We start from the raw sequence: 13,355 nt of genomic DNA, 5'->3' as shown, positions 1-13,355 counted from the left end.
CTGTTCGAATTTCTAATTCCTGATTTTTAATTTCTAAAAAACAGATCTTTATAGTATATAGGTAACAATATAAATTGAAATATCAGGGTTTACATTTTCATATTTAGGGTCTGCTGAAAAACTCAAACGTTTTACATCAACATTAACGGCAGGCATCTGCTTACAATTTATCTGAGGATTACATATGCATATAGGCAAACATTCCGGCGCCATGATCTTTCCGGTCCAAAATCAATTCCTTCAAACTGCAACAGCATTGCTGAAAAACTCATAGCCAATCTACCAGGCAAGGATAGGGCACCCAACCCGGCCAGTTTGACCAGGTTGAGCACTAAAAATATGCTCGCAATCCACGTTTCGCTTGTTCCCTTCAGCCTTGCCCTGATGCGATTTAACCCGTAACCGGTTTTGGCTTGTCCGAACTTGCCTTCGATTGGATTCCTTTCTCCCGGACTTACGTGAATTGACACTGCCGAAGGCCTGCCAAGCGGCTTGGCTAATAGTTTAATTTGCTTTTCCTTCAGAGCTGCTCTGTTTGAACGATTGCAATATATTTGATCTGCCAGCACTTCTTTAGGATAAAATCCAAATCTTTTCCTGTACCGTTCGATGTAATCCATCATGTGACTTCCTTCATTGAACGCTTCCCAGCTAAGCTCATCCAGAAATGAGATTCCATCGATTAGCGATATATGAATCTTAGCCCCAAACTCAACTTTTGCATGGCTCTTGCCCCTTACAATTGGTCTTACGTGGGGCTGGTGAATGCTTACAATCCTGCTTTCAATACTGTGGCTGTGGTTGTCGTACATCTGCTTCTGCTGTTCGAAAAGCGTATTGATTACCAACAAATACTTGTGATCTTTGGGCTCAAGCGGAATTTGACCGTAGCTGTCCAACATACTGTTTACCGAACGTAAATTGCGTGCAAGAAACCTCAGCTGACTACCAACAGCTTTGCGAATAACCTTTTTTGACTTGTTTTTCTTCTGTGCAGTTTGCAAATATCTCTTTCGGGCTACCTGTCGGTAGGTCCTTGGCTTTTTTATATGAAGTTGTGGATTATACAACTTGTCTATGAGTTGTTCCGTCTTCTCCCTTGCATCTGAGAGCAGATCAAGGTCTGTCGGGTATGCTATATCTTGTGGACAAGCTGTTGCATCAATAATCAGACGGCCCTTGTTGTCCGGTTCCTGTTCATTGTCTTCTGATCTGTATTTATCCTCTGGTTTCGGAGCATTGCCCTGCTGTGATTCAAACTTGGCCTTCAGAAATACGATGCGTTCATTTATGGCATTTACCTGATCAATGCTTAACCTCTTGCGAAAGTCTGTCAACAGCGATGGGTCAAATGGAGCCTGGTCACTAAAACTAGGATATCCAAGAAAATATTGCATGTAGATGTTCTCCGAGATTTGATCTACTGTTTCCCTGTCATCCAGATTGCACAGGTGCTTAATAATAAGTGACCCTATGACTATCCGTGGGCTGATTGGTGGCCTGCCAGTAGGGCTGATGCCAATATGTTTAAGATAAATATTGCATATCTCATCCCATGGAATCAATCGGGCCAAAACTACCCATCGATTTTTCGGGTTAAGTGAGCGCTCGAATGGTGTCTCGAATCCTTCGAGGGTCAGTTGAGCCGGACTGACATATTTGGGGGTTGGTGCAAGCTTTTTATAAGTCTTCCGCATAAATCCATGCATTTGTTACCCCAAATATAACCACAATCTGCTATCGGACAAGGTTTTTATACTTTAACAGCAGACCCTATTTACACATTCTTAGCCAACCGGAGTAGTTTTGTCCCGGCCTGAATCTGTCAACGAACTGACCTAACAAGTTCTCTTCCAACTTGTTAGGTCTTCTTTTTTTAGGTTCTGATGCAATTTTCATAAGCGAACATTCATCTTTTTATCCGCTCAGGCCGCGGGGCCGCGCTTTCGCAACACGGCTGCCTAAACCTGACCCTTGTTTCAGATCGCATTAAGATTATTCATTTTTTTGAATATAAGCCTTTGAAGGTCAACTTTAGAAGGCCGCTTATGCGAAAGCTGATAATTTTTCCGCTCTGCTTTACTTTTCTGGGATTACAAAGTATTATAGAAATTCAGTTTCATTTCCGTTTTGACATGAAATTTGCATCCTTATGCACTCATCTGTCAGGAAATGGCATAAGTAAAATGGAAAGCTTACTGACATCCGGATGTAAAAGTGTGTAAACGGATGTAAAAAGAGGCCCGGAATGGCCTTTTTCAGGGTTATATTGGGCTTTTAAAGGGGTTTTTAAATCCGGTTAAAACGCATTTCTCCGCCTCGAGCCAATCATAGACTAGGTACGGAGCAATCACGGAGCAATCATATGCAAATCAGCACGCTGTTTTTAAGCATGACAGAAACTGAAAAGATGGCATATTTCTGAAATTTCGTAACATAAACCGAAGGTGCAGATATGTCGCGGCGGCAATTCTACTTGGGTGCGGCGAATTTTTTTGTCTGCCTGCCGGATGCCCGGTTGGTGGAATTGGCAGACACGAAGGACTTAAAAATCCTTTGGCCATTGTGGCCGTGCCGGTTCGACCCCGGCTTCGGGTACCTATAAACTTCGATAATCATTTGTAATTGAATGTAATATAGAAGTTTTTAATTTGGCCTTGTAGCATTCTGAAACTTTTCTGATAGGTGGTAAATAATACCAGCCTTTCCGTAATAGCTTATGCAAAGTACTGCTGCAATCCCAATCTCTTATTGCTCTTTTTATTTCAATGTTATATATTTGGGCCTGAGTTGCGCAGATAATTTGGCAATTCCAAGCGCTTATTAGCGTTTAAAAATGTGCATTGCATCGCTATTTTGTTGAATTTTGTCTTGATTGACAATAAGTTATGGCTAACCATTAGGACAGATTAAAGTCCTTGGTTTAGTCGCGGATATACACTTTTTAGCCAACATAATGAAGAGAAAGCATACATCAAATAAGACAGCTTAAAATGATCACAGAGTTCTAAGAAATTAAATTGATGTTTTATGAAAAAAAGATTTTTGCCTACCGTTTTAATGATCGCAATGATCACGGGCGCGATGGCCCAGAAAGCAACAATGACCCTGACCTATACCGCCGATAGCAATACCCAGCATCTGCCATTGAACAGCATCCTGATCGAGAACCTGACCCAGGGTGGGGACACCACGCTTTATGCACCTGATACTGTTTTAGTATTAGACTATATCACCGGAATGGAAGAAATCGGCACTTTCAGCGGCAAAGGTTTTTCCCTTTCCCAAAACTACCCAAATCCAATAATAGGCAAAACGACAATTGAGCTTTTTTTGAATGAAAGAGAGGAGGTTGTGGTTACTGTCAGTGATGTGTTGGGAAGAGAGGTGGCCAATCAGGAATTTCCGTTAGAACAGGGCACCCATTCCTTCACCTTTTACCCTGGCAGGGAAAGCCTCTATTTTCTCACTGCCCGTGCAGATAATCAAACCCGAACAATAAAATTGTTAAATTATCCAACCGATGCGGATGCTTCAGGATTTTACAAACTGGGATACAACGGGCAGCTGAAAACCGGAGCCGGGGATTATAAATCGGGAAACCTTCTGAACATTTTTGTATTTGGACTGGGTGACACACTTAAATTCACTTCTTTTACTGATCTTGGTGAACGAGTCATTACGAGTTCACCCACAGGTGACGAGACCTATTATTTTCATTATACCGGCGATCCATGCCCCGGTACTCCAACGATAACCGATATTGATGGCAATGTATATAATACTGTGCAGATAGGTAATCAATGCTGGATGAAAGAGAACCTGAAAACCACAACCTATCGGAACGGTACTGCCATTCCCAATGTCACGGACGACAATACCTGGATCAACCTTACTACCGGCGCTTATGCTTGGTATGACAACGACATTTCTTGGAAAGACAGTTACGGCGCATTGTACAATTGGTATGCAGTGGTTGATAGCAAGGGACTTTGCCCGGCCGGCTGGCATACACCGACCGATTCTGAATGGATAATTTTAACCGACTACCTTGGTGGTGAAAGCATTGCCGGTGGTAAAATGAAGAGTACCCGCACAGAATCCGATGCACACCCATGGTGGATTTTACCCAATACCGGAGCAACCAATGAGAGCGGATTTTCAGGTCTTCCGGGGGGCTACCGCTACGGCAATGGTACATTCAGCTACATTGGTGCGTACGGTTACTTCTGGAGTTCCGGTGAGTTCAGTTCAAGCCTTGCCTGGTACCGAACCCTGCTTTACAATTACAGCTATGTCTACAGGAGCTACGGCAGTAAGCAAATTGGCTTCTCTGTTCGTTGCCTCAGGGATTAAGACTCTTTGACTATTTGTCTATTTGACAATTGCGGTATCCCGCCTATGGCAGGATCGATTTTTTTTGAATTATGGGTTTACATTATGATCTTCCGGTATATAAAGCCTGTTATGACCTTTTGCTTGAGATATTTCAGTTTACTAAAGATTTTAGCAGGGAATACAAGTACAATGTTAGAGAAAGCCTGAAAAAACAAGGAATTACTTTGGGTAAAACAGGCTCATAAAGCATTGTTGTTACGGAGGTTAATTTAGCGTCCTTACTATTTCCGAATGGTAGTAGAAATCCGAAAAGCGGAAACTTTTAAAACCGAAACGCTTCATAGCCCGGGAACGTTATGTGTAATAAAAATGAAGACACAGATAATCATATTTAGCGTTTTGATTTCTTGTCAATTAACTTTTGGACAAGTTTTAAAGACTGAATTGATTGGAAAATTTCTGGTTGATTCTGATTTTAATTTTGTCGAGCTGATTAATGATTCATTGATTTATTCATCTTTATATCAAGTCCGTGATACTGCAAAATATGAGATTATCGGAAATGATTTGATTATAAAGAAGAATGAATACGAGCCAAACACGCCATTAGGATACAAAGTCAAACGATTAAAATATAATATTTCAAAACAGACTGATAGTACATTGACTCTTATTTCGCCAAGTAATTTTCAGCTTGAATATAAGGATTTAAAATTATTCTCAAGTAAGATTTTTGATTTTGAGTACATTGAGCTTGAATATCTGACACCGTGGTCTGATAACAGATTGATTCGGATTGATAACCAAGGAAACTATTACGATAAGATTACTTACTTACCGCTGAAATCAAGACGATTCAAGAGAAAGCACAAAATAATCAAGGAACAGCTAAATGATTCAGAAATTTTGATTTTAAAACAAAAACTAGCCGATTATTATTCAATTTATTTACCATTTGAGAGAGGATGCCCGATTGACGGAGAAACGAGTAATTTCGTGATTAAAACAAATGGACAATTAATTGAAAGCAAAGGATGTAATTTAAGTCTGATTCATTCAAAATTATTGGATTATTTATTAAATTTCAAGCTTGCAAATGATTGAAATATAATAATTTACAACACATAACAAATAAGTCTTAAACGCAGTCGCTGACTAAAAACAAAATCATTGGTATAATTGTAAGTCATAAGAAAAATGGGATTGACAATATAACCCGGATTAACGGGCTTGCTTTACTCCGGATTGGGTGGCCTGCTTTAGTCCGGAATATTCCTCTGATCCCTGCCTTCCGATGCAGGGATTTTTTTTCTGAATCCCGGTATTGAACATCCGGCCTGTTAGAATTTCTGATTTCTAATTTTTAATTTCTAAAAATTGAATAACAGATAAATCGATGGTATAGAGTATTCTAATTATTGAATTTTTGAATCTTTGAATCCTTGAATCCTTGAATTAAACTTAAACACCTTAACACCCGAACACCTTATGATATTCATTCGCTGCACCATGCAGGGTCTGTAAACTATTTTACCGCTTCACCCGGCTGATTATTGTTATTAAGACTTAAAATGAATTACTTTTGTTGACCTGAACTGCAAATTATGTTAAATAGCGGTTTTAAGAAGGAATTTGAACATAATATTTGTTCACTTTGTGAGTTTTAATTCAAAATATCTGATTTATGATGAGAAAAAGTAATCCCTTCCGTACCGGAACAACGGGTAATTTCAGGCTGTTTTTGATCATGATGCTGGTGGTATCCCTTGGGGCCGGTTTCAGTTCATGTACCAGTCAGAAGAAAGCTGCAAAGAAGAAGGCAGCTCAGGAGCTTGCAGAGAAAAAGGCAAAAGCCAAATCAGATCTGCTGGCAATTATCAACGACGATGGCAGGATGACCCTTGAAGAAAAGGAATTCAAACTGGCGGCTGTCAAGCGTATGGGTATTGATGACAATGAAATCAATGACCTGATAGGCCAGGCTGAAGAAATTCTTGCCCGCGAAAGGGCCGCCCTTGAACGGAAAAAGGAGGAAGAACGGTTGCAGCGCGAAAAGGAAGCGAAGGAACGGGAGTTGCGTGAAGGCGGACAATACCGCCAGATTAACAATTCACTGGATGCCATTGCCGGAGCCGGCGATGTAGCTTCCGCCAACATGAAAATAAGGGAAGCGCTGGCCGCATTTGCCAATGAAGATGTCCCTGTGCTTATTCTGATCAGCCGTGAAGGCGAGATCAGGGATTACGACAGGCCTACAACCATTCGCAAGTACCTCGAGTTTATCAAGGATCAGAAAAAATCGCCCAACAAGGTGCTGAATGCGGTTTTTGATTCAAATGGAAAAATTAAAGAACTTGAACTCATTAAAAAGTAAAGGGATATGACAAGAATATTAAGCATAGCCGCTGCCCTGATTATTGCTTTTTCTGCAAACCTGGCAGCACAGGACGATATCTCCCCGTCGCGTAAACAGGCCATCGATTCACTTGCACTTGAAAAAGTGAGGGACCTCAGCAAGTACATCAGTATTGTGGGTAATAAGGATACGCCTTGGTCGGAAGCAAACCGGGTGATTGAACGTACCCTTGAGTTGTTTGCCGACGGTGCGCTGATGGGCGTTTCTTCCATCAACCGCGAAGAGGTTAATTACTATGGAATCAGGGAATATCTTGAGCGGCTTATGGCCCTGAATTACGACAAGGTTACCATTTCCTGGTATAATATTCAATATATCAGCGATCTTGAAAGGCAACCTGACGGCAGGTACGTTGGCGTGATCACCATTTTTCAGCGCTTTGAAGGAACTACCAAAGAAGGGCTCAGATACGTGGACGTCACAAAGAAAGATGTCACGGTTTATGTTGAAAGGAAAACCACGCAGATATCCGGACGTATCATCGGTTTCTGGGATGTGTTGCTGGGCGATATCAGGGTAACTGAAACCAAGCCGGGCTGATCTGTGCCTTACTGATTATTTTTCTGGCCTCGGGGTGCCCCATTGTGCAATTCCCGAGCCAGTTTTATATTAAGCTGTCTGGTAAAGCATTGATTATTTGACGCTTCAAAATCTGTCGCATGAGGAAGACCTTTTTCTTTGCCCTGTTAACAATGATATTCCCTGCAGCATTGCACGCTCAGGCATTTAATTCGCTGCTTGGGGATGAAAGTGTGTTTATCGCCCAGACCAAACAGGTTAATCAGTTTTTCCGCCGTTTCAACGGCGAAGAGGGTACCACCGGGGACAGGTTTTACAGCGGCGATAAAGATTTCCGCAGTTTCGATCTTCGTCAGAAATACCTTCATGTGCTTTTTGATTACCAGAACTCCTCCATTACCGACCCGCTTAAAGATGCATTTATCAGTGATGTATTGGATCCGGAATCTCCGGCTTTTCTAAACTTCCACGATGGGCAGTGGTTTGCTGAAGTCACTACCAGGTTCCTTTACCAGGGCAAGGATGAAGAATTGACCCTGTTTCTGAAGCTTGAGCAGGAAAACCTTGGACACAAATGGGTTATATCCAATGTGTATTTCAGGCATTTTCAGCTAATGTTCAGCATGAACACGGAAACCGGAAGTCATTTCCTTCACCCCCTCAGTCATGAGTTGGATTTCATGAATCTCGTCAGGGTTTTTAAAGAAAAGGATTATGTAGAACTCTATACTGAAAAGGATTACCTGCCGGATTATCTGACTTTGTTTTTGTATGAATTCAAAAAAGGCAGCCTGAAGTTTAAAACTGTAAGCAGCGTGAAATTCCATTTTTTTCAGGTTCCGGGATGGTATTTTGAGCTTTCGGATTTTAACAGGCCGGGTGGCAATTCCGGTTGGCTGATTTCAGGCTTAATGAAGATAAATGAAGAGCAGAAAAATATCTTACTCAAATATATTTATCATGAATAAGTTATTACAGATTGGTGTTTTGTTCCTGTTGGTGATTGTTGCTTTTTCAGGCTTTGCGCAACAGAATGAGAAAGTGCCGGATAGCGCGTCTGTGTCAGGTTTATCGGCCGAAGAACTGGCCGGTTATCAGAAACAGGCAGCCCAATTGGTAAATTTCATGGAATATGCATTCAATACCCTCGGCAGCGCCAAAGCTGAGTATAAGGAGAAAGATATCATCATCAACCAGTCATTCCTCAAATTTTTCCGTGATGCCAGGGTACAGATTGAGGATGATCTGGTAGAAAAGCGGGATGTCGTTACCAATAAAGATGTACAGGCTTACCTGAAAGATATCGATTTCTTTTTCAGGGAGGTGGCTTTCCGGTTTACGATTGAGGAAATTACACAGGAAACAAATGAAAAAGGCGAATTGTATTTTAAAATAAAGACCAGCCGTAACCTGAACGGAATTACGCTGGAAGGTGTGAAGATCAATGACAATAAGCCTCGTTTCATAGAAATCAACCTGGATGATGCCAGCAGGGATCTTAAGATTGCCAGTATCTATACCACAAGGTCGAGCGAAGAACAGGAGTTGATAACCTGGTGGAACAATCTTGGGAAGGGCTGGAGAAACTTTTTTTCAGGAAATACGCTGGCAGGGGAGGATATTCCCATGCATGAAATAATTGCCATCGGTCGTGATTATATGGTCAGGGCTAACGGGAATTTCAGTCAGGCCGATTCGACGGAAACGGGAGATACCCTTTTTGTGTCACCTGCAGGAGTATTCAATGAGATCCGGAGGATATGGCGTACTGAAGAAATCGATATTTCCGGCGTGCCGGGAATTTATGATCTCGATCCGCTCAGCGCGCTCACCGCGCTCAAACATCTTAACATCTCAGGAGCGAAAGTGGTCAAGCCAGAGCCAATCCGGAACCTTTCAAAACTCGAAACTTTCATTGCCTCCGGAACATTGATCAGTTCGATCAATGCGCTTCAGTATTCTACCAGCCTTCGTTATCTTGACCTGTCAAATACTTTTATTGCCGATATTGAACCGGTTGCCAATTTTAAAATGCTGGAATACTTATTCCTGACCGGATTGTCAGTAGACGACATTTCGCCCATCCGTGAATTGATCAAGCTTAAGGAATTGCGGCTCAATAATTTACCTGTAAAATCGCTTGAAAGTCTCTCCGGGCTTTCGGGTCTCGAAGTGCTTGACTTATCAGGCACTCCGCTGAATGATCTCACCACGCTGACAGGGATGGAAAATCTGAAACGTGTCCTTCTGGTGCAGACCTATATCAGTGATATCTCCCCGCTTGCGGAAATGCCGTCACTTGAGTATGTTTATCTCGATCGTTCTCCTGTTGCACAGATTGCGCCTCTGAAGAATCTGAAAAAGTTAAAGGTTATCTATTGCGATAAGACATTTGTAAACAAGGCTATTGCCCAGGAGTTCATGCAGCAGCAACCTGGCGTGAAAGTAATTTATGAGTCGGAGGAGCTCACCGCCTGGTGGCAGACCATGCCTGATATATGGAAAGGTGTTTTCTCAGCAATGCTGCCCCTGGATTCACCTCCGCAAAGGGAACAGTTGCATGAAATATCATTCCTGAGACGGATAGATATTTCAGGTAATCAGGGGATTACAACCCTTGATCCATTGCGCAAGCTAAGTTCGCTCAATCAATTGTACGCAGCATCAACGGGAATCACAGATCTGATGGCGATCAAAGATCTGTTTGATCTTGAGGTACTTGATGTTTCGAATACCTTGGTAATTGATGCCGGTCCCCTGAGCCGCCTTGAGAAGCTCAGGGATTTGAATATTTCAGGAACAAAGGTGGTTGATCTCATCCCGCTGAAAGGCCTGAGCAATCTCCGCAGAATCGGAATCGATCAGTTGCAGGCGCAGAATCTTGAAATACTTTCTGGGTTTAGTCGCCTTGAACTGATTTATGGAGATGGGGTCCCCGGACTTAGCCGGGTTGTGGAGAGGTTATGGGACAGCATTCCTGGCGTTCTGGTGATCTATCAGACACCCGAACTTCAGAAATGGTGGGCTTCTCTCGATCAGGTCTGGAAAAGGGTTTTTTCCGGATATGAGCCGGTTGGGGTTGAACCAGATCGCGATCAGCTGCACAAGATTGCATCTATACGGAATCTGGACATATCACGAAACAGGGAAATCGTCAGCCTGATGCCGGTTTCCATGTTAAAAAGGCTTGAAGTCCTGAATATGAGTGGCGTTCAGGTCTCTGATCTCCTGCCGTTGGGTCTTATTACGCGGCTTCAGGAACTGGATTGCTCCGACACTCCGTTGTCGGATTTGAGTCCGATTACTACTCACCGGACATTGAAAAAACTGAACTGCTCCAATACGCCCTTGAGTAAAATAGACCCGCTGGAGTTTCTTCCGGAGCTTGAAATTCTTGATATTTCAGGGACGCAGATATCAAGATTAAATGCTTTGTCATCTGCCCGCCAGCTTGTTTATCTGAGTTGCTTCAATACCAGGGTAAGCAACCTTAAGCCACTCGAAGACCTGACAAACCTTAAAACGCTTAAAATATACAATACGCGGGTTTCCGCAAAACGGGCCGATCAGTTCAGGTCCTCCAGACCGGGAGTGGAAGTAATTTATTACTGAGCCTAAGGTTTTAGTCCGCTGAAAGCGCCCAATGATCCTGATCCCAGAATATCCGTGAAGCAACGGAAGCAGAGGTGTTGCAGCCGGGTTTGATGTTTACAGTTAGATCTGCAAGGGCTTCGTATTTATAAAAATCCTGTTTTATCAGGGCCGCCTCAAAATGCTTTATCAGGATGAAGAGTGAGGGAATTGCCAGTTTTCTCAAGCTTCTTGATTCACTGATAATCGGACCGGTTGTTCCGTATAAATTCCTGAATCCGGCAAATGCTTCTGCCAGGTGCTCGTCGGCTGCTTCGATGTAAACGGCTCTTTTTGCACCGGCTTTCAGCATTCTGGCCGTATCTTTATGGTCATCAGGTTTCGGCTCTTCATAGATCCTGAAATTTCTGCCCTTAAACACATGCCCATGGGTTCCGTGGTAAATTTTCTCTTCCGGCTTAATGGCGGAAATTTTCAGGCCGGTAATGTCCAGTTTTGACGCATACCTTGAAATCAGGTCAAGGCATATGGATGTTTTTCCTACATTTCGCGACGATCCTCCGATAATGATCAGGTTAGGCAATGAGATCATGATAAGGTCGGGGTTGTTTTCAGATCAGGAGAAGAATAAAATAGCAGCATAATTAACGGATTACTTCCACAGCTGAAGCTTTGAAACATGCCCATGCCTCCTGCCCGGGAGCAAGGCTGAGTTTGTCAAGCGCATCCCTGGTAATCCGGGCATAAAACCGGAGCCCGTTTTCAATACATATTTCATAACCCTCTCTTAGCGGGCTGATCGAGGTAATTCTTCCGCTGAAGTTATTTGTGGTGCTCAGTTCAGGTTCTTCTTTTGCAACGATAACATGACTGCTGCGGATCAGGATGCTGGCCGGCCCTTCCTCAAATATTTCGTTAAGATGAATTCTGAACCGGTCCTTGCCGGAACTGCCTGCTTCAATAAATGCATAAAGCCCTTTGATTTCTGATTTAAAGAAGTTTTGCTCACCGGTAAATCCTGCAGCAAATCCGCTTTTCGGCTGATTAATGATTTCCGATGGGGTTCCGGTCTGGATGATACTGCCGTTCTCAATTACTGCCATCTTTGTGGCCAGGGCAACTGCTTCTTCAAAGTCATGCGTCACATGAAGCATCGGCATCCCATCGCGGTTCAGGCCGCGCAACAACCCCCTGAGGGATGACTTCATGGGCGTATCGACAGCAGAGAGGGGCTCATCGAGCAACAGCATCAATGGTTCAGATGCCAGTGTACGGGCTAAGGCCAGTCGTTGTAACTCACCTCCTGAGAGTTTGGCCGGCTTTTCATTCAGCAGGTGTGAAATGCCGGTCTGCTCAGCCAGAGATCTGACTTTCGGTTCGACTAACTGGCGGGTTGCCGCGAAAAGGGGAAAGGCGATATTTTGTTTTACAGTAAGATGCGGAAAGATCGCAGGGGTTTGAAAGATCAGACCGGTTTTGCGCTTATCTACCGGCAGAAGAGTGATTTCTTTACCGTTCAGTAAAATGCTGCCTGAGTCGGGTCGTATAATTCCAGCAATGAGTTCCAGTAATACCGATTTCCCGGCTCCTGAAGCGCCCAGCAGAACAAAATAATCATCCCTGTTGATTTTCAGGTTGATATCGCTAATGCAAAACCGTTTGAAGTCCTTATATAAGTGTCTAATTTCTAGCATTTTCAGGGTCTCTTGCCAACAATCTCATTAAAAGAAACAATATGACGGAAATGATTATAAAAATTACCGAAACCGGTCGGGCATATTGTAATCCGAAGGAACTGAACCTTTCAAAAATAAGCACCGGTGCCGTCATAGGATGGTATGCAATAATGATTACTGCTCCGAATTCGCTCATTCCCCTGGCAAACATCATCACTGAACCGGAGATAATCTGCCGCATGGCCAGCGGTATGGAGATGGTCAGAAATACCCTCAAAGGGGAAGCGCCAAGGTTTAATGCTGCCTTTTCAAGCCGCTCTGGAACTCCGGTAAACCCTTCCCTGGCTGCATTTAGAAAAAACGGAAGGCTTACAAAAGCCATGGCCAGAATAATCCCAGAGGGATGCCCTACGAAATCGATGCCGGCTTTCTCCGCCAGCCTGCCAACCAATGAATCGCGCGATATAACGCCCAATAATGCAATTCCGGCGGCTGTGTGCGGAATAACTACAGGAAGATCTATTATACCCAATACAAGCTTTTTCAGTCTGAACTTACGCCTTGCCAGAAGCCAAGCAAATGGCAATGACAATATTGCGAAAATTACTGTTGCTGCCATAGATGTTCCAATGGTCAGCCAGATACTTCCCGTGACCTCGCTGTCCCGGGTCGCGGCCAATAGCTCACTGCCTTCACTTTTAATAAAAATCCCTGCAAGCGGCGCAATAATAAATAAAAGAATGACTGCGCCGCTCAGGCTCAGCATCAGGTAAAAGATACGATGATTCATTGGTCTGGAAAGCCGATATGTTTAG

General features: G+C 43.2%; 10 protein-coding genes and 1 tRNA gene. 7 read left to right on the top strand and 4 right to left on the bottom strand.

Annotated elements, in window-relative coordinates:
- Positions 1-167 precede the first annotated feature (167 nt).
- Entirely contained in the window at positions 168-1,697 is a 1,530-nt protein-coding gene (locus TBC1_RS16280; protein ID WP_062045140.1) for an IS5 family transposase, read from the bottom strand.
- 814 nt (positions 1,698-2,511) lie between these two features.
- On the opposite strand from TBC1_RS16280, the gene TBC1_RS16275 reads away from it, so the two are divergent.
- From TBC1_RS16275 to TBC1_RS16245, 7 genes are all read left to right on the top strand, one after another.
- Positions 2,512-2,599 (top strand) — tRNA-Leu (locus TBC1_RS16275).
- 431 nt (positions 2,600-3,030) lie between these two features.
- Entirely contained in the window at positions 3,031-4,356 is a 1,326-nt protein-coding gene (locus TBC1_RS16270; RefSeq protein ID WP_062045136.1) for an FISUMP domain-containing protein, read from the top strand.
- 273 nt (positions 4,357-4,629) lie between these two features.
- Complete coding sequence (locus tag TBC1_RS16265) at positions 4,630-5,442, top strand: hypothetical protein (protein WP_062045134.1); 813 nt, start codon at positions 4,630-4,632, stop codon at positions 5,440-5,442.
- 580 nt (positions 5,443-6,022) lie between these two features.
- A complete protein-coding gene (locus TBC1_RS16260) occupies positions 6,023-6,712 on the top strand; it encodes a hypothetical protein (protein WP_062045133.1) in 690 nt (229 codons plus the stop codon).
- 6 nt (positions 6,713-6,718) lie between these two features.
- On the top strand, positions 6,719-7,294 hold the full coding sequence (locus TBC1_RS16255) for a hypothetical protein (RefSeq protein ID WP_062045131.1): 576 nt from the start codon (positions 6,719-6,721) through the stop codon (positions 7,292-7,294).
- A 119-nt stretch (positions 7,295-7,413) separates the two neighbouring features.
- Positions 7,414-8,241 (top strand): hypothetical protein, encoded by an 828-nt coding sequence (locus TBC1_RS16250; RefSeq protein WP_062045128.1) that lies wholly within the window; start codon positions 7,414-7,416, stop codon positions 8,239-8,241.
- On the top strand, positions 8,234-10,885 hold the full coding sequence (locus TBC1_RS16245; protein WP_062045126.1) for a leucine-rich repeat domain-containing protein: 2,652 nt from the start codon (positions 8,234-8,236) through the stop codon (positions 10,883-10,885). Before TBC1_RS16250 ends, TBC1_RS16245 begins: the two co-directional genes overlap by 8 nt.
- Before the next feature lie 10 nt (positions 10,886-10,895).
- On the opposite strand, the gene TBC1_RS16240 is transcribed toward TBC1_RS16245, so the two are convergent.
- From TBC1_RS16240 to TBC1_RS16230, 3 genes are read right to left on the bottom strand one after another with little or no spacing between them, the layout of a single operon-like run.
- A complete protein-coding gene (locus tag TBC1_RS16240; RefSeq protein ID WP_062045124.1) occupies positions 10,896-11,456 on the bottom strand; it encodes a hypothetical protein in 561 nt (186 codons plus the stop codon).
- A 52-nt stretch (positions 11,457-11,508) separates the two neighbouring features.
- Complete coding sequence (locus TBC1_RS16235; RefSeq protein ID WP_062045122.1) at positions 11,509-12,558, bottom strand: ABC transporter ATP-binding protein; 1,050 nt, start codon at positions 12,556-12,558, stop codon at positions 11,509-11,511.
- Entirely contained in the window at positions 12,545-13,330 is a 786-nt protein-coding gene (locus TBC1_RS16230; RefSeq protein ID WP_062045120.1) for an ABC transporter permease, read from the bottom strand. The genes TBC1_RS16235 and TBC1_RS16230 overlap by 14 nt, the downstream gene beginning before the upstream one ends.
- Between the last annotated feature and the right edge of the window lie 25 nt (positions 13,331-13,355).

The sequence above is a fragment of the Lentimicrobium saccharophilum genome, assembly GCF_001192835.1.
Lineage (GTDB): Bacteria > Bacteroidota > Bacteroidia > Bacteroidales > Lentimicrobiaceae > Lentimicrobium > Lentimicrobium saccharophilum.
This window is presented reverse-complemented; position numbering and strand designations above follow the sequence as displayed.

What these genes read in the sequence shown, in the direction of transcription:
- TBC1_RS16245 (WP_062045126.1), top strand. Translation starts at nt 8,234, where the DNA reads ATGAATAAGTTATTACAGATTGGTGTTTTGTTCCTGTTGGTGATTGTT.
- TBC1_RS16235 (WP_062045122.1), bottom strand. Translation starts at nt 12,558, where the DNA reads ATGCTAGAAATTAGACACTTATATAAGGACTTCAAACGGTTTTGCATT.
- TBC1_RS16260 (WP_062045133.1), top strand. Translation starts at nt 6,023, where the DNA reads ATGATGAGAAAAAGTAATCCCTTCCGTACCGGAACAACGGGTAATTTC.
- TBC1_RS16255 (WP_062045131.1), top strand. Translation starts at nt 6,719, where the DNA reads ATGACAAGAATATTAAGCATAGCCGCTGCCCTGATTATTGCTTTTTCT.
- TBC1_RS16230 (WP_062045120.1), bottom strand. Translation starts at nt 13,330, where the DNA reads ATGAATCATCGTATCTTTTACCTGATGCTGAGCCTGAGCGGCGCAGTC.
- TBC1_RS16240 (WP_062045124.1), bottom strand. Translation starts at nt 11,456, where the DNA reads ATGATCTCATTGCCTAACCTGATCATTATCGGAGGATCGTCGCGAAAT.
- TBC1_RS16250 (WP_062045128.1), top strand. Translation starts at nt 7,414, where the DNA reads ATGAGGAAGACCTTTTTCTTTGCCCTGTTAACAATGATATTCCCTGCA.
- TBC1_RS16270 (WP_062045136.1), top strand. Translation starts at nt 3,031, where the DNA reads ATGAAAAAAAGATTTTTGCCTACCGTTTTAATGATCGCAATGATCACG.
- TBC1_RS16265 (WP_062045134.1), top strand. Translation starts at nt 4,630, where the DNA reads ATGGTAGTAGAAATCCGAAAAGCGGAAACTTTTAAAACCGAAACGCTT.
- TBC1_RS16280 (WP_062045140.1), bottom strand. Translation starts at nt 1,697, where the DNA reads ATGCGGAAGACTTATAAAAAGCTTGCACCAACCCCCAAATATGTCAGT.